Source organism: Umezawaea tangerina, from assembly GCF_003002815.1.
Classification (GTDB): Bacteria; Actinomycetota; Actinomycetes; order Mycobacteriales; family Pseudonocardiaceae; genus Umezawaea; species Umezawaea tangerina.
Window position 1 is genome coordinate 344,436 of the sequence record NZ_PVTF01000005.1, and the last position, 14,656, is coordinate 359,091.

The following is a 14,656-nucleotide window of genomic DNA, read 5'->3' on the forward strand; positions in this document are numbered from 1 at the left end:
CGCCGCATCGTCCGGGCGGTGGAGGAGGACGTCGGCATGGACGTGCTGAGCGACGTGATCGGCGCGATGCGCGCGGGTCGGCCCTACTCGTCGCTGACGGCGGCGGAAGCGGCGTGGAGGATGGACTTCGCGGCTTTCGGGGGCGCCCGGTTCCACGTGGTCACCGCAGGCCGTTGCCGCGTCACCAGTGCGCACGCGGCCGCTGTCACGCTGGGTCCCGGCGACGCCGTTCTGCTGCCGCACGGTGCGGAACACGTGCTGGAGAACGCCGGTGACGGCACGACCCAGTTGGTGTGCGGCGCCTACCAGCTCGACCAGGCGCGTCCCCACCCGCTCATCCAGGACCTGCCCGAGCTGGTGCACCTGCCCGCGCGATCCGATCGCCATCCCCGTCTCCGGGCGTCGATCGCCCTCCTGCGGGACGAGCTGGCCGAACAGGCACCCGGCGACGACGTGGTGCTGCCCGCGCTGCTCGACGTCGTCCTCGTGCACCTGTTCCGCGCCTGGATCTCCGAACGCGCCGAACGCCAGGACACCGGGTGGTGCGTCGCCCTCGGGGACCGGGCGATCTCCCGATCGCTGCGCGCCATGCACGAACACCCCGCCGGCAGGTGGACCGTCGAGTCCCTGGGGGCGCGGGCGGGGTTGTCCCGCGCCGCGTTCGCCCGCAGGTTCGCCTCCCTGGTCGGACTACCACCGCTCACCTACCTGACGTGGTGGCGGCTCACCACCGCGGCGCGCCTGCTCCGGACGACCGACGCTCCCCTGTCGGTCATCGCCCGGCGCAGCGGGTACGGCTCGCCCTACGCCTTCGCCAACGCCTTCAAGCGCGAGTACGGGATCCCCGCCGGGGAGTACCGGCGGCAGCGCCGCACCGACCACGAGCACATCGCCGAGTGGGAGCCGCCGCCGTCCGGTTTCCCGCTCACCCTGGTCCCGGAGGGACGTCAGCCGTCGACCGCCTCGTCCAGCCAGTCGTAGAGGACGTCCTCGGCGCCGGGGTTGCCCATGTGCCCGCGATCCCCGCGCACCACGAGGTCCTTGCCGCTGCCGCGGGTCGCGACGATGATGCTGTCCTCGATCGGGAAGATCGAGTCCTCCATGCCGTTGATGACGAGCATCCGGCACGACGGCGCGTCGAGCACACCGGAGTCGACGAGGCTGAACTTGCGGGCCTCGGCGGCGTACCGGGCCACGGCCACCGCCGGGTCGGGGTCGCGGTAGCCGAACTTGTGGGCCAGCGCGTCGGACAGGGCGAACGGGTACTCCATCCGGTTCTGGGCGCCGATCCAGTCGGCGTCGAACATGTGGTGGCAGCCCCCGCCCTGCGCCACCACGGCGGACAGCCGGTCCGCGTGGGTGTGCGCGACGCGGAACGCGTAGTAGCCGCCGGTGCTGATGCCCCTGGCGAAGACCTTTCCGGGGTCGAACCCGTGCTCGGCCGCGGTGTCGGCCACCCAGTCGAGGACGCTGCTCATCAGCCGGTCCGGCGACGTCGGGTCGGCGGGCGCCGCGGGGCAGTCGCCGGTGCCGGGGATCTCGAAGCTGACCGTCGCGAAGCCGCGGTCGACGTGCGCCTGCGTCCGCGGAGTGTGGTCGGTCCGGTAGGCGTCCAGGCCGCAGATGAACAGCAGCACGGGCCACCCGCCCGCCGGTTTGGGGCCCCGTGGCAGGCGCAGGTACACCGGGATGGCGGCATCGAGGTCGCCCGCGGTCGTGTCGGCGTGCGTGAAGGGCACGTCGACCGGGGTGCTCGGCGGGTCGAGCAACCGGCCGCCTCGCTCGTACGCGGCTTTGCCCTTCTCCCAAGCCTCCTGCCCCAACGGCGACCGGTTGACGGGGAACCGGGCGATCCGGTGGACCGCCGCCGCGCGCAGGTGCAGGTCCCTCGCCTCGGCCGCGTGACCGTTCGCCTCGGCTTCCCGCGCGGCGGCGGACAGCCGGTCCGCCACCGGGAAGAACGGCTTCGCGTAGTCGTCGGGCCGGTGCAGGATCGCGGGGTCGTCGCCCGAGATCCTGCCCAGTTCGGCGAAGACCGGCTCGAAGTCCTCCACCCTCCCGTCGGTGAACGGGTAGATCCCGGCCGCGCAGGGCGCACGCCACTTGCGCGACCACAGCGCCGAGACCGAGTCGTGGTGCGCGAAGTAGGGGAACCCGTCGCGGGTGGTCCCGGCGGTCGACTGGACGTGGTAGGGAGGTGGGGTAATCCCGGCCATGGCGGGTGGACCTCGTCTTCTCGGTGTGGGCGTGGAAAGTGGGTCAGGACAGCGGTGACGCGGCGGTCGGGTCGAGCAGCAGCTCCTCGACGCCGATGATGTCGCCGATGTCGAAGCCCCGCATGTCCGCCGCGAACTCGGGGCTGGCCATGTAGGCGGCGGTGACCTCGCCGGGGTCGGCGCCGTCGGGGTAGGCGATCAGGGCGATCAGGCGGTGCGCGTCGGCGTTGTGGTCGGTCCAGATCCCGTGCGTGGTGACGCCGAAGGTACGCAGGCTCGGGATGTGCCGCGCCCAGTGCACGGTCGCGTAGTCGTGGAGCGCTTCGGCCGTGCGCAGCGTGTAGGTCCTGAGCTGGTACATGGTTCGTGGAGTCCTTCCGGTGTTCGGTTTCGGTGCTCGGTTTTTCGGTACTTGGTCAGGAGAGCAGGCTCGCGCCCAGTGCCAGGACGGCCAGGCCCTGCAGCACGGCCCTCGGGACGATGACCCGGTCCCAGGCCGCTTGCAGCGCACGGGCATCGGCCGGGGTGTCGCCCGCGTCGGCGGCCGCGGTGAGCCTGCGGTTGATCGGCGCGCTGACGCGCAGGTAGAGCAGCACCCAGACCACCAGGAGCAGGAACGCCGCTCCCGCCGTCGCCGCTTCGACGGTGCGGCCCGCCACCGCCGCCGGCACGGAGGCCGCGGCCGCGGCGATGACGCCCAGCACTCCGGGGACGACCATCCGCCGGTCGGCGACGCGGTGGAGGTTGCCCATGACCGCCGTGAGCGCGGCGTCGTCGACCCGTGCGAGCGCAGGACGTTGCACGAGCGCGCAGAACACGTCCGTGCCGTAGACGACCCCGGTGGCCAGGACCGCCACGAGCGCGGCCACGTGCGAGAACGTGGTCACGCCTCGGCCCCGCCGAGCCGCGGCAGGACACCGACCTGCTGGTAGACCTCCATGAGGTTGAGCTCGTCCCAGTGCTCGACGAACAGGCCGTCCCGCACGCGCCAGATGTCGATGGTGCGCATCTCCACGGCGGCGCCGCCGGCCGGGATGCCCAGCAGGTCGCCGGTGTGGGTCCCGCGGTAGGTGAAGCGGCCCACGACCCGGTCACCGGAGACGACCAGGTCCTCCCTGGTGACGGCCACGTCGGGCAGGCCGGTGAAGAACGCGGCCCAGAACCGGCGGTTGGCCTCGCGGCCGTCGGCGACGACGGCGTTGTGGTTGAGGTAGTCCTCGGCGATGAACCGGTCCACCAGGTCCGGGTCGTGGGTGTTGACCATCTCGACGAACAGGTCGGCGAGCGGGTGTTCGACCGTGGTCATGAGCGTTGCCCTTCCAGTGGTTAGCACTGCTAGTGCTAGCAACGCTAGCCCTCCGGCCCGCGCTCGTCAATAGCGTCGCTACAACTTCTAGCGTTGCTAAGTCCGACGATCGCCGTGAACGGCCGTTCACCCTCCTTGATAAATGGCGGCCCCCGCCATATCGTGGCGAAAGCAAAGTGGCGTGCCGCGCCACTTAGGTCGAAGGGCAGTTCCATGCGCGCGATCCAGTTCGACCGGTTCGGACCTCCCGAGGTGCTCCACCTCAACGAGGTCGCCACCCCCGAGGCAGGCCCTGGTGAGGTGCTGGTCGAGGTCCACGGTGCGAGCGTCGGGGGTGGGGAGACCGCGTTCCGGGCCGGGAAGCTGCGTCGGGTCCTCCCGCACCGCTTCCCGCAGGGGACCGGCAACGACTTCGCGGGGCGCGTCGCGTCCGTCGGCACCGGTGTCGACGGGTTGGCCGTCGGCGCGGCGGTGTGGGGTCTCATGCCGTACCGGAGGTTCGGCAGCGTCGCCGACCACGTCGTCGTCCCCGCACAACGCCTGGCCGCCGCACCGGCCAACGTCGATCTCGTCGAGGCCGCCGCCCTTCCGTCGGTGGGGACCACCGCCGTCACCGCTCTGGTGCACAAGGCAGGTCTGCGGCGGGGTGAACGGCTGCTCGTCCGCGGCGCCAGCGGTGGCGTGGGCTCCGTGGCGGTGCAGCTCGGCAAAGCCCTCGGGGCGCACGTCACGGCGCTGGTGAGCGGGCGGGACCTCGACTGGATCCGGGACCTGGGCGCCGACGCGGCGTTCGACTACCGCGTGACGGCCCCCGAGGAGCTCGGCCGGTTCGACGTCGTGCTCGACAACGTCGGCACGAACCTCGGCGCCTACCGCAGGGTGCTCACCCGGCACGGCCGCATGGTGCCGCTCGCGCTCGACGCGGACCACCTGGGCAGGTCGTTGGCCTACTCCGCCTGGGTCGGCGTGACCGACCGGCGACGGGTGAAGGTGTTCAGCAACAACCCGTCCGCCGAGAGGATCGCCGAGCTCACGCGGTACGTGGAGTCGGGAGCGGTCCGGCCGATCGTCGACACGGTGTTCCCGATGGCGGAGGTGGCCGAGTCCCACCGGCGCCTCGAAGCGGGTGGGGTGCGGGGCAAGTACGTCATCTCGACCCGGCCGGTCGCCGGACAGCGGAGGTGAGCGAGGGCCGGGTGCCGGCCGACCGGCTCCCGGCCCGGTGGAACGCCTTGGACGAACGGCGTGCGCGTCACCGGCGTTCCACGCGCACGCCGCCGTCGAGGGCACGCCCGCCTACTCGGTGTCCGCGTGGATGGCGGTCAGGATCGGCGTGCGGGACGCCGTCCTGGCGGGCCCGAACGACGCCAGGACCCCGATCACCACCGTGAGGACGACGAACACCCCCAGCTGCCCCCACGCCACCACCACGGGAATCCCGTCCTGGCTGAGCACTCCCACCACGCCGAGGCCGGTGCCCGCGAGCAGACCCAGGCCCGCACCGAGCAGCGCGATGACCACCGACTCCAGCCGCAGCACCGACCTGACCAGCTTGCGGCTCAAGCCGACCGCGCGCAGCAGGCCGATCTCGCGCACCCGTTCCACAGTGGACATCGTCATGGTGTTCACCACGCCCAGCGCCCCGATCAGCACGGACACGCTGAGCAGCGCGTAGAGGATGGTCAGGAACGACTGCGCCGCACTGCTCGCCGCCTCCGCCGCCTCCGCCTTGGTCCGCACCGTCAGGACGGGGTTGTCGAGGGACTTCTGGAGCCGTTCGCGCAGCTGGACCGGATCCTGCCCGGCCGCGGCCTTCACGAGGATCGTCTGCGGCGAGGCGGTGTCCGGGGCGAGCCGGACCGGGACGAGCGCCGCCTGCCCGGAGGACTCCGGGACGTCGTAGGTCGCCACGACCGGCAGGGTCACGGGCTTGTCCTGCGCCCCCACCGACCGCATCGCCCCGGTGACCTGCGACCCGACCCCGAGGTCGTACCGGTCGGCCGTGGCCGTCGAGACGGCGATGCCCTTGTCCAGGTCGTCGAGCGAGCCCTTCCGGACCGTCAGCGGGAGGAAGTCCCGCACGCTCGCCGCGTCCACGGCGGTCACGCTGAGGAACCTGCGCTCCCCCAGGTCGATCGCCACCGGTGTGAGCGGGCTGACCGCGCGGACGCCGGGGACCTTCGCGACATCGGCGACGGTGCCGGAGCTGAGGTCCGAGAAGGGGATCGTGGTGATCTGGACGTCCGCGTTGTCGCCGGTGCGGGCGTCGTCCTCGTCCTTGGCCGCCGCCGAGGAGATCCCCACCGTGACCGCGGCGCAGACGGACAGCCCGATCATCAGCGTCGTGGCGGTCGCCGCGGTGCGGCGCGGGTTGCGGCGGGCGTTCTCCACGGCCAGGGTCCCCGGCATCCCGCGCAACCGGGTCAGCGGGCCGCGCAGCACCTTCGTGAAGCCCGCGGCCAGCCACGGCGTGAGCACGATCAGGCCGAGCATGAGCAGCGGTGCGCCGAGGTAGATCAGGTCCTGGCTGTCGATCGCCGCCGCGGTGACCGCGGCTCCGAGCAGGAACAGCACCGCGCCGAGGATGTTCCTGCGGCGCAACGACTTCGTCGTCGGCGCGAGCCCGGTGCGCAGGGCCGCGATCGGCGGGACGGCCGCGGCGCGCCTGGCCGGGACGTACGCGGCGACCGTCGTGACACCGACGCCGACGCCCAAGGCGGCCCCCAGCGCGCCGAGGCCGAACACCCGCAGCGGCACCTCCGGGCCGTTGAGCACGGAGAAGGCGCTGTTCAACACCGCGGCGACACCGATTCCGAGCGCGTAGCCGAGCACCGTCGCGACGAGGCCGAGCACCACGGCCTCCGCGAGCACGCTCCTGAGCACGTGCCGCCGTGACGCGCCGACCGCGCGCAGCAGCGCGTTCTCCCTGGCACGCGCCGTGGCGAGCATGGTGAAGGTGTTGGCCACGAGGAACACCGCGACGAACAGCGCCACGCCCGCGAACAGCAGCAGGATCGACGTGAGCTTGTCGTCGCCGCGGACGGTGTTGAGGGAGTTCCCCGTCTCGACGGCGAAACCCGGAGGCAGGACGCCGCGGACGCTCTTGGCGATCGACTCCTGGCCGACGCCGGGCGCGGCGATGAGGTCGACGGCCGTGTACCCGCCGGGCGTGGGCGAGAACCGCTCGCTCGCCGTCCTGAGGTCGAAGGCGACGAGCGAGCCGCCCGCGGCGAGCCGGGGGTCGTCCGCGGCGAAGACGCCGGTGACCTCCACCGGGTGCACCACGCCGTTCACGATCACCCGGACCCGGTCACCGGCCCGGTAGCCCGTGCGGGAGGCGGTCAGCTCGTCGAGCGCGACCTGGTCCTCGCCCACCGGCGCCTGCCCGGCACCGAGCCGGTGGCGGCCGGGGTCGAAGCTGGTGCCGCCCGCGCGTTCGGGCCGTCCGGCGACCTCCCCGCTCTTCGTGACGAGGAAGGCGTAGCCGTCGGCGATCGGCCGCACCTGGGCGACGCCGGGGAGTCCTCGGAGCCGCGCGACGACGTCGTCGTCGAGCTTCGTGGAGCGCAGGTCGGGCTCCACCTTGACCGCCACGTCGGACTGGGCGCGGGCCTGGGCCCGGTTGAACGAGGTCGTGACCGCGTCCCCGTAGAGCAGGGTCCCGACGACGAAGGCGACGCTGAGGACCACCGCCGCCGCGGACAGCAGGAACCGCGCCTTGTGCGCGAGGACCGACCGGATGGCGTTGCGCGGCATCAGCGCACCTCCTGCGGCTCGAACCGGCGCATGCGCTCCAGCACCAGGTCCGGTGTCGGCTGCCGCATCTCGTCCACCAGCCTGCCGTCGGCCAGGAAGAGGACGCGGTCGGCGTAGCCCGCGGCCAGCGGGTCGTGCGTGACCATCAGGACGGTCTGCCGCCACTCGCGGGCGCAGCGCCGGAACAGGCCGAGGATCTGCGCCCCGGACCGCGAGTCCAGGTTCCCGGTCGGCTCGTCGGCGGCGATGATCTCCGGCCGGGTGATCAGCGCCCGCGCGCAGGCGACGCGTTGCTGCTGCCCGCCGGAGAGCTGCGCGGGGCGGTGGCCGAGCCGGTCCTCCAGGCCCACCGCGGCGACGACCTGGTCCGCCCAGGCCTTCTCCGGCGTGCGGCCGGACAGCGACAGCGGCAGGACGATGTTCTCCCACGCGGTCAGCGTGGGGAGCAGGTTGAAGGACTGGAACACGAACCCGATCTGCTCGCGCCGCACGCGCGTGAGGTCCTCGTCGTCCAGCGAGCCCAGGTCGGTGCCCGCGATCCTCGCCGTTCCCGAGGTGGGCTCGTCGAGTCCGGCGAGGCAGTGCAGGAACGTCGACTTGCCGGAGCCGGACGGGCCCATGATCGCGGTGAACTCCCCGCGCCCGAAGCGGGCCGACACCCCGTCCAGCGCGACGACCGCGGCGTCCCCGTCGCCGTAGACCTTGCCGAGCCGATCCGCCTCGGCCACCGTGTGTTCGTTCATGATCGCCATGCTGGCGGCCGCGGGGTGCCGGGCGGCTCAACCGAACTGACGAACGGCCTCGGGGCCCCTCAACCGAAGGGATGAGGCCCGTGCGCGCGGGCCTGCCCTACCGTGGCGGTCATGCTGGCGGAGATCGGAAGGTTGTCCTGGACGCAGCGCCTGTCCGCGGGACTCGGCCTGCTCGTCGCCACCGCGGTGGTCGTGTTCGAGGGGGTGAGCGCGGAGACCGCGGCGACCGGTGCCGGGCTGGTGGTCACCGGCCTGCTCTCGCTGGTGGCGCTCGCGATGCCCTCGGTGCGGGCGCTGGTGGTGGCGGAGGTGGCGGCCGCCTCGATCGCGTTCACCCTGCTGTGCCGGGTGCTGCCCCACGGTCTGGACAACACCTTCGGGGTGGTCGAGACCGGCGCGCTGGTCTGGCTGACCACGCGGTCGGTCATCGAGCTGCGGCCGAGCCGCTCGGCCCTGGTGGTCCCGCTGCTGTGCCTCGCGGTCGTGTCGCTGCCGACCCGGTGCTTCACGCTCGAACGGCCACAGCTGGACTACGCCCTGGTGATCCTCGCGATGGGGATGATGTTCGTCGTCCTGCTCGGGATGTACCTGCGGCTGCACGACCAGCGCCGCGCCGACGCCGGAGAGCTCGCCAAGCAGGCGCAGCGGCTCGCCTACGCGCGGGACCTGCACGACTTCGTCGCCCACCACGTGACGGCGATGGTCGCGCAGGCGCAGGCCGTCCGCTTCGTCTCGACGGCGGGCCGGCCACCGGGGCCGGAGCACCTGGACGAGGTGCTGGCCGGGATCGAGAGGGCGGGGGAAAAGGCCCTCACGTCGATGCGCGGCATGATCTCCGTGCTGCGGGACGACGACCCGGCACCCGCCCGCACCACGCTGGGCGAGGCGGTCGCGGAGCCGGTCGGCCACTTCACGGGTCCGCCGATCACCACCGACATCGACGACGACCTCGCGACGACGCACCTGGCCCCCGCCGTGGCCGACGCGGTCCGCCACGTCGTCCAGGAGTCGCTCACGAACGTCCTGCGCCACGCGGGCGGCGCCACGGCGGTGGAGGTCCGGGCCACGACGCTGCCGGGAGGACTCCTGGAGGTCGTGGTGACCGACGACTGCGCGTCCACATCGGACACCTCCGGCGCGGGCTTCGGACTGGTGGGCCTGACCGAACGCGTCGAGGCAGCGGGCGGCACCCTCACCGCGGGGCCCGTCGACAGGGGCTGGCGCGTGACGGCGGTCCTGCCGCTCGCGACGGCTCTGCGAGGATGACCCGTCATGAGCATCCGCGTGCTGATCGCCGACGACCAGGAGATGATGCGCTCGGCGTTCCGGATGATCCTGGACTCCCAGCCCGACATCGAGGTCTGCGCCTCCGTGGAGGACGGCAGGGCGGCGGTCGACGAGGCCCGGCGGCTGCGTCCCGACGTGTGCCTGCTCGACATCCGGATGCCCCGGCTCGACGGCCTGGAGGCGACCAGGCTGCTGGCCGGGCCGGGGGTCCTGAACCCGGTGAACGTCCTGATCGCCACGACCTTCGACCTGGACGAGTACGTCTACCGCGCGCTGCGCAACGGGGCCTGCGGGTTCCTGCTCAAGGACATGTCACCGGCGCTGCTCGTCGAGGCGGTGCGCGCGGCCTCGGCCGGTGCGACGCTGATCGCGCCGACGGTCACCACCCGGCTGCTGTCGCACTTCGCGCTGGACCGCTCGGACACGACCACCCCGGAGTCGGCGCCGAGCGAGCCGTTGACCGACCGCGAGCTCGACGTGGTCCGGCAGGTGGCGCGGGGGAAGACGAACAGCGAGGTCGCCGAGAACCTGTTCGTGACCCAGGCGACGGTCAAGACCCACCTGGCGAACGTGCAGCGGAAGCTGGCCGTGCGCAACCGGGTGGAGATCGCCGCCTGGGCGTGGCGGACGGGGTTGTGCTCCTAGCCGGGGACCGGCCCCGCGTGCTCGCGCCGGGGCCGTTGCGCCGCGCGGACCTTTCGCCCGTCACGGGTCCCCGTTGATCAGGCGGCTGCCAGGGCGGTGTCGAGCCAGTCGAACGTGCGCTGGTGGAAGAGGAACAGCGCGCCTTCGTGGCAGTGCTCACCGGCGCCCTCGTCCTCGCGGAACAGGACCAGCTCCTTCTCGCAGGTCAGCTCGTCGAGCACGCGTTGGGGCTGGCCTGCGAAGAACTGGTCGTTCTCGGCGTCGAGCACGAGCGTCGGGCAGGTGATCCGGTCGGCGACGCCCGCCACGGTGTAGGCCTTGGTGGCGTCGACCACCTCGTCGAAAGTGGACACCCCGAAGGTCCACCTCCCGTTGCGCACCACCCACCGGGCCTGGGTGTTGTGCGCGGTCAACGCGTCGAGGCCCCCTTCCGCCGACGCGGCGAGCCCGGCGACGGCGGTGAAGGGCTCGTGCAGGTCGTAGATGCCGTCGTAGAGCACGCAGGCGGCGATGCGGTGCTCGAACGCGGCCGCACGCGCGGCGAGGTAGCCGCCCATGCTCATGCCGATCAGCACGAGCCGCTCGCCGTCCACCTCCGGCAGGGACAGCGCGAGGTCGACGGCGGGGGTGACCACGGCTTCCCAGTCGTGCCGGAAGGTCAGCCCCTGGTCGCGCAGCGGTGCGCCCTGACCGGGCCCGTCGAAGGCCAGGACGTTGTAGCCGCGGCGCAGCGCCCCCGCGGCGATCGCCGGGTAGCTCTCCTCCAGCGTGGAGTCGAACCCGCCGTGGAACAGCACGGTGGGCCGCGGCACGCCCGAGTCGTCGACGAGGAACAGGTAACCGGGCAGCGTGGTGCCCTCGTAGGGGATGCGCACGGCGCGGGCCGGGGTGTCGAGCAGCGGGGCGGCGTCGGCGAAGGTCTGCCGGGAGGCCGCGGCCAACCGCGTGGACTCCTCGTCGTGGGCGGGGTCGTCGCGGCGGTAGAAGTCGGCGACCCGGTAGTAGTTCGAGGCGCGCAGCAGCGCCTCGCGGGCGCTGACCCGGTGCCCGGCCGCCAGGGCGTCGCGCCCGATGCCCTCGACGCGCGCGGCGGTCGCGGCCCACCGGGCCGACCAGGCCGCTTCGTCACCCTCGGGGATCTGCCGGCAGGTGACCAGGACCTCGCCCAGGTCGGCGCCCGCGTAGGCGATGTACCCCGCGGCGCGCAACGCCTCGAAGGAGAAGGACTCGTCGTCGAAGAGGAACTTCATCGGATACCTCCCGATTGCTGGTGGAACGCCACCGTTCCGTTCTATCAGCACCTGAGATGGAACGCAACCGTTCCGTTCGCTAAGCTCGGGAGATGTCCAAGGGTGAAGAGAGCGCACGGCAGGTGACCGGCGGGGCCGTGTTGCGGCGGCAGGTGACCGACGCGATCACCGAGGCGGCCTTCGCCGAACTGGCCGAGACGGGGTACGCGCGGACGTCGATGGACGCGGTGGCCCGGCGGGCGGGCGTCGGCAAGGCCGCGCTCTACCGGCGGTGGTCGTCGAAGCAGGCGATGCTGGCCGACCTGATCCGCGGCAAGGTCGCCGGGTCACTGCCGCCGCTGCCCGACACCGGCACCCTGCGCACCGACCTGAGGGAGCTGTTCGCGACCTACCGCGACCAGTTGGCCCACCCGCTGGTCACGCAGGTCGGCACCGGCCTGCTCGCCGAGGCCTCCCACGACACCACCCTCGCCGAGGTGCTGCGGACCGAGGTGGCCGCACCACGCCGGGCCGCGGCCCACGCGGTCCTGCGGAACGCGATCTCCCGCGGCGAACTACCGCCCGATCTGGACCTGGAGCTCGGCACCGACCTGCTGATCGCCCCGCTCGCGTTCCGGATGCTCGTGGTGAAGGGTTCCAGCGGTGAGGAGTACCTGGATTCGCTGACGCACGCGGTCGAGGCGGCCCTGAAGGCGGCGTCCTGAGCCGCGCCAGGCCGCGGGCCGGGAAAAAACCGGGCCGGGCCGGATGCGCGTCGATCCGGAAGTGACCTTCCTCCTGGACGGGCCGCGCTCGTGGACCACTGCGCGACCGCCCACAGTGTTCGTGTTGTGCCGCAACGGGATCAGGCCAGTGGACTCAGCCCGGTGTGCGGGAAGCCCTGCCGTCCTGGTCGCCGAAGGTCCGGCGGTAGGCGGTCGGGCTGGTGCCGATGGCGTTGCGGAAACGGGTGCGGAAGTTGGCGGTGGTGCCGAGACCGACGCGCCGGGCGATCTCATCGATGCCGGTGTCGCCGGACTCGAGGAGCTGCTTGGCCAGGTCGATCCGGGCGGCCAGCAGCCACTGGGTCGGCGACACACCAGCCTCCTCCACGAAGCGGCGGGCGAACGTGCGCTCGGACATGGCCGCGTGCTTGGCCAGTCGGGGAACCGACAGCTCCTCGCCGAGGTGGCGCAGCGCCCACTCACGGGTGCGCGCGAGAGAGCGGCCGGACGTCTTCGGGACCGCCCTCTTGATGTACTGGGCCTGTCCGCCCGCGCGGTAGGGCGCGGCGACGGCGAACCGCGCCGCGGTGTTGGCGACGACGGCGCCGTGGTCGCGGCGGACGACGTGCAGGCAGAGGTCGAGCCCCGCGGACGCGCCCGCGGAGGTCAGGATCCGACCGTGGTCGAGGTAGAGGACGTCCGGGTCCACGGTGACCTCCGGATGCCTGCGGGCCAACAGGTCGGCGGCCCGCCAGTGCGTGGTGACCGTCAACCCGTCGAGCAGACCCGCCTCGGCCAGTGCGAAGACGCCGGAGCAGATGGACACCATCCGGGCGCCGCGGGCGTGGGCTTGGCGCAGCGCCCGCAGGGTGGCGTCCGGAACCGGCCGGTCCAGGTCGTAGCCGGGGACGACCACGATGTCCGCTCGGGCCAGTTCGTCGAGTCCGCGATCGACGTTCAGGGAGTAGCCGTCGGAGCTGGACACCGTGCCGGGCCGGGACGCGCACAGGGTGTGCTTGTAGTGCTCGGGCAGGACGCCGAACACCAGCAGCGGGACGCCGAGGTCGAAGGTCACCACACCCTCCAGGACGAGCACAGCGACGTTGGCGACCGCCGTGGGTGTCCGCGCACGACCCGGCATGGCAGAAAAATAGCACATGTTGGCAAAGCAGCCACTCGATCATGTACGCGCTGATCGCTACCGTTTCCCCATGAGCTTCGACAAATCGATTTTCGCCGAACGCCCGCTCGTCGTCGCCATGCTCCTCTTCGACGGTCACACCGCATTGGACTTCATCGGACCGCACACGGCGTTCACCTGCGCGGGAATGGAGATCCACCTCGTCGCCGGAGCACTCCGACCGGTGCTCACCGACTCCGGTTTCACCATCACGCCGACCACCACGTTCGACGACTGCCCGGCCCGGCCGGACATCCTGTTCGTGCCGGGAGGAGGCGTGGACGAGGTGATGCTCGACGAGAAGGCCATCGCCTTCCTCGTCGACCGCGGCGCCACGGCGTCCTACATCACGTCCGTCTGCAACGGGTCGCTCGTCCTCGCGGCGGCCGGACTGCTCGACGGCTACCGCTCCGCAACGCACTGGGCCACCCGCGACCACCTGGCACGACTCGGTGTCGAGGTGTCGACCGAGCGGGTGTGCGTCGACCGGAACAGGCTCTCCGGCGGAGGCGTCACCGCCGGAATCGACTTCGGCCTCACCCTCATCGCCCACGTCCTCGGCGAGGAGTCCGCGAAGCTGTCCCAGCTCGCCATGGAGTACGACCCGAAACCACCGTTCGACGCGGGTTCACCGGAAGGGGCAGGACCCGCGGTGGTCGCCCTGTTCGACCGGTTCGCGTCCCGGTTCGACGAGAAATTCGGCGATGCGGTGTCCCGCGTACTCGAAAAGCGATCGGCCACGATGGCGAAATAGCCGCTGCCACCCGACCGGAAGAGCGCACCGCCCATCATTCGGGTCGAGTGCATTTCACGACCGCGTAAATCCGGACAACAAGCGACGTCCTCGTGGTCGGCCACGTCCGTCCCGCGCTCGACCGAAAAGAACTCCGCGCCCCATTCGGCCACCACACGCGGGAACGGCACCAGTAGACCGCCCATGCGCCCCGCACGGCATTCGACCAAGCACCAACCCGGAGCGCTTCCCGGCGGCCGGGTTCGACACCTGTGCGTCGAACCCGGCCTCGCCGCGACGGCGTCAGGCGTCGATCTGCCGGACCTCGTGCTTCTCGTCGGTGGCCGTGATGGCGATCCTGCGGGGCTTGGCCTTCTCCAGGACGGGGATGCGCAGGGTCAGCACACCCGCGTCGTACCCCGCCTCGATGCGTTCGGAGTCGAGGGTGTCACCGAGGAAGAGCTGCCGGGAGAAGACACCCGACGGACGCTCCGCCACCTGCATCTCCACCCCGTCACCAGTGGGAGTCGGGCGCCTCTCGGCCTTCACCGTCAGCACGTTGCGTTCCACGTCCAGTTCGATGGCGTCCGGCGACACACCGGGCAGGTCGAACGCCACCACGTACTCGTCCCCCGCGCGGTAGGCGTCCATCGGCATCGCCGTCGGCCTCGACCACGTTCCCGACCCGTTGAACACCTGCTGCGCCACCCGGTCCAACTCCCGGAAAGGGTCCGTGCGCATCAACATCCGGCACCTCCTCGTGTGTTTTCGACTGTCGTCAACGCGCACCACTGTTCTATCATGTCGTCCAAACGATGACAACACTC

General features: G+C 71.9%; 15 protein-coding genes. 6 read left to right on the forward strand and 9 right to left on the reverse strand.

Annotation, left to right across the window (positions count from 1 at the left end; translation table 11 throughout):
* Positions 1-18 precede the first annotated feature (18 nt).
* Entirely contained in the window at positions 19-981 is a 963-nt protein-coding gene (locus CLV43_RS19065; RefSeq protein ID WP_245886676.1) for an AraC family transcriptional regulator, read from the forward strand.
* Here the strand turns inward: CLV43_RS19065 and CLV43_RS19070 are convergent.
* The 4 genes from CLV43_RS19070 to CLV43_RS19085 are packed head-to-tail and all read right to left on the reverse strand — an operon-like array spanning position 948 to position 3,522.
* Complete coding sequence (locus tag CLV43_RS19070; protein ID WP_106188556.1) at positions 948-2,216, reverse strand: alpha/beta hydrolase family protein; 1,269 nt, start codon at positions 2,214-2,216, stop codon at positions 948-950. The genes CLV43_RS19065 and CLV43_RS19070 overlap by 34 nt on opposite strands.
* Before the next feature lie 43 nt (positions 2,217-2,259).
* Positions 2,260-2,577 (reverse strand): NIPSNAP family protein, encoded by a 318-nt coding sequence (locus tag CLV43_RS19075; RefSeq protein ID WP_106188557.1) that lies wholly within the window; start codon positions 2,575-2,577, stop codon positions 2,260-2,262.
* Between the two features lie 55 nt (positions 2,578-2,632).
* Positions 2,633-3,103, reverse strand: coding sequence for a DUF1772 domain-containing protein (locus CLV43_RS19080; protein ID WP_106188558.1), 471 nt, complete (start codon positions 3,101-3,103; stop codon positions 2,633-2,635).
* On the reverse strand, positions 3,100-3,522 hold the full coding sequence (locus tag CLV43_RS19085) for an ester cyclase (protein WP_106188559.1): 423 nt from the start codon (positions 3,520-3,522) through the stop codon (positions 3,100-3,102). Before CLV43_RS19085 ends, CLV43_RS19080 begins: the two co-directional genes overlap by 4 nt.
* Positions 3,523-3,735: 213 nt before the next feature.
* Here CLV43_RS19085 and CLV43_RS19090 point away from each other — a divergent pair, with 213 nt between their 5' ends.
* A complete protein-coding gene (locus tag CLV43_RS19090; protein ID WP_106188560.1) occupies positions 3,736-4,707 on the forward strand; it encodes an NAD(P)-dependent alcohol dehydrogenase in 972 nt (323 codons plus the stop codon).
* A 111-nt stretch (positions 4,708-4,818) separates the two neighbouring features.
* Here the strand turns inward: CLV43_RS19090 and CLV43_RS19095 are convergent, their stop codons facing one another.
* Together CLV43_RS19095 and CLV43_RS19100 are read right to left on the reverse strand one after the other, a co-directional pair.
* A complete protein-coding gene (locus tag CLV43_RS19095) occupies positions 4,819-7,278 on the reverse strand; it encodes an ABC transporter permease (protein ID WP_106188561.1) in 2,460 nt (819 codons plus the stop codon).
* Positions 7,278-8,021 carry an ABC transporter ATP-binding protein gene (locus tag CLV43_RS19100; RefSeq protein WP_106188818.1) on the reverse strand — a complete coding sequence of 248 codons (744 nt, stop codon included), beginning with the start codon at positions 8,019-8,021 and terminating at the stop codon, positions 7,278-7,280. Before CLV43_RS19100 ends, CLV43_RS19095 begins: the two co-directional genes overlap by 1 nt.
* A 120-nt stretch (positions 8,022-8,141) precedes the next feature.
* Between CLV43_RS19100 and CLV43_RS19105 the strand changes: the two genes are divergently transcribed.
* Both CLV43_RS19105 and CLV43_RS19110 read left to right on the forward strand, forming a co-directional pair.
* Positions 8,142-9,296, forward strand: coding sequence for a sensor histidine kinase (locus CLV43_RS19105; protein WP_146174807.1), 1,155 nt, complete (start codon positions 8,142-8,144; stop codon positions 9,294-9,296).
* Positions 9,297-9,302: 6 nt separating this feature from the next.
* Positions 9,303-9,962: a response regulator gene (locus CLV43_RS19110; protein ID WP_106188563.1), complete on the forward strand. Its 660-nt coding sequence runs from the start codon at positions 9,303-9,305 to the stop codon at positions 9,960-9,962.
* Positions 9,963-10,039: 77 nt separating this feature from the next.
* On the opposite strand, the gene CLV43_RS19115 is transcribed toward CLV43_RS19110, so the two are convergent.
* Positions 10,040-11,212 (reverse strand): alpha/beta hydrolase family protein, encoded by a 1,173-nt coding sequence (locus CLV43_RS19115; protein ID WP_106188564.1) that lies wholly within the window; start codon positions 11,210-11,212, stop codon positions 10,040-10,042.
* A gap of 92 nt (positions 11,213-11,304) precedes the next feature.
* Here CLV43_RS19115 and CLV43_RS19120 point away from each other — a divergent pair, with 92 nt between their 5' ends.
* The gene (locus CLV43_RS19120) at positions 11,305-11,916 is read left to right on the forward strand and encodes a TetR/AcrR family transcriptional regulator (RefSeq protein ID WP_106188565.1); all 612 of its coding nucleotides are present in this window, start codon (positions 11,305-11,307) and stop codon (positions 11,914-11,916) included.
* Between the two features lie 154 nt (positions 11,917-12,070).
* On the opposite strand, the gene CLV43_RS19125 is transcribed toward CLV43_RS19120, so the two are convergent.
* Positions 12,071-13,057: a GlxA family transcriptional regulator gene (locus tag CLV43_RS19125; RefSeq protein ID WP_106188566.1), complete on the reverse strand. Its 987-nt coding sequence runs from the start codon at positions 13,055-13,057 to the stop codon at positions 12,071-12,073.
* Positions 13,058-13,127: 70 nt separating this feature from the next.
* Between CLV43_RS19125 and CLV43_RS19130 the strand changes: the two genes are divergently transcribed.
* The gene (locus tag CLV43_RS19130) at positions 13,128-13,850 is read left to right on the forward strand and encodes a DJ-1/PfpI family protein (protein WP_245886679.1); all 723 of its coding nucleotides are present in this window, start codon (positions 13,128-13,130) and stop codon (positions 13,848-13,850) included.
* A gap of 282 nt (positions 13,851-14,132) precedes the next feature.
* Here the strand turns inward: CLV43_RS19130 and CLV43_RS19135 are convergent, their stop codons facing one another.
* Positions 14,133-14,576 (reverse strand): Hsp20/alpha crystallin family protein, encoded by a 444-nt coding sequence (locus CLV43_RS19135; RefSeq protein WP_106188567.1) that lies wholly within the window; start codon positions 14,574-14,576, stop codon positions 14,133-14,135.
* Positions 14,577-14,656 lie beyond the last annotated feature (80 nt).

What these genes read in the sequence shown, in the direction of transcription:
- CLV43_RS19070 (WP_106188556.1), bottom strand. Translation starts at nt 2,216, where the DNA reads ATGGCCGGGATTACCCCACCTCCCTACCACGTCCAGTCGACCGCCGGG.
- CLV43_RS19075 (WP_106188557.1), bottom strand. Translation starts at nt 2,577, where the DNA reads ATGTACCAGCTCAGGACCTACACGCTGCGCACGGCCGAAGCGCTCCAC.
- CLV43_RS19085 (WP_106188559.1), bottom strand. Translation starts at nt 3,522, where the DNA reads ATGACCACGGTCGAACACCCGCTCGCCGACCTGTTCGTCGAGATGGTC.
- CLV43_RS19090 (WP_106188560.1), top strand. Translation starts at nt 3,736, where the DNA reads ATGCGCGCGATCCAGTTCGACCGGTTCGGACCTCCCGAGGTGCTCCAC.
- CLV43_RS19095 (WP_106188561.1), bottom strand. Translation starts at nt 7,278, where the DNA reads ATGCCGCGCAACGCCATCCGGTCGGTCCTCGCGCACAAGGCGCGGTTC.
- CLV43_RS19100 (WP_106188818.1), bottom strand. Translation starts at nt 8,021, where the DNA reads ATGAACGAACACACGGTGGCCGAGGCGGATCGGCTCGGCAAGGTCTAC.
- CLV43_RS19105 (WP_146174807.1), top strand. Translation starts at nt 8,142, where the DNA reads ATGCTGGCGGAGATCGGAAGGTTGTCCTGGACGCAGCGCCTGTCCGCG.
- CLV43_RS19110 (WP_106188563.1), top strand. Translation starts at nt 9,303, where the DNA reads ATGAGCATCCGCGTGCTGATCGCCGACGACCAGGAGATGATGCGCTCG.
- CLV43_RS19115 (WP_106188564.1), bottom strand. Translation starts at nt 11,212, where the DNA reads ATGAAGTTCCTCTTCGACGACGAGTCCTTCTCCTTCGAGGCGTTGCGC.
- CLV43_RS19120 (WP_106188565.1), top strand. Translation starts at nt 11,305, where the DNA reads ATGTCCAAGGGTGAAGAGAGCGCACGGCAGGTGACCGGCGGGGCCGTG.
- CLV43_RS19125 (WP_106188566.1), bottom strand. Translation starts at nt 13,057, where the DNA reads ATGCCGGGTCGTGCGCGGACACCCACGGCGGTCGCCAACGTCGCTGTG.
- CLV43_RS19130 (WP_245886679.1), top strand. Translation starts at nt 13,128, where the DNA reads ATGAGCTTCGACAAATCGATTTTCGCCGAACGCCCGCTCGTCGTCGCC.
- CLV43_RS19135 (WP_106188567.1), bottom strand. Translation starts at nt 14,576, where the DNA reads ATGTTGATGCGCACGGACCCTTTCCGGGAGTTGGACCGGGTGGCGCAG.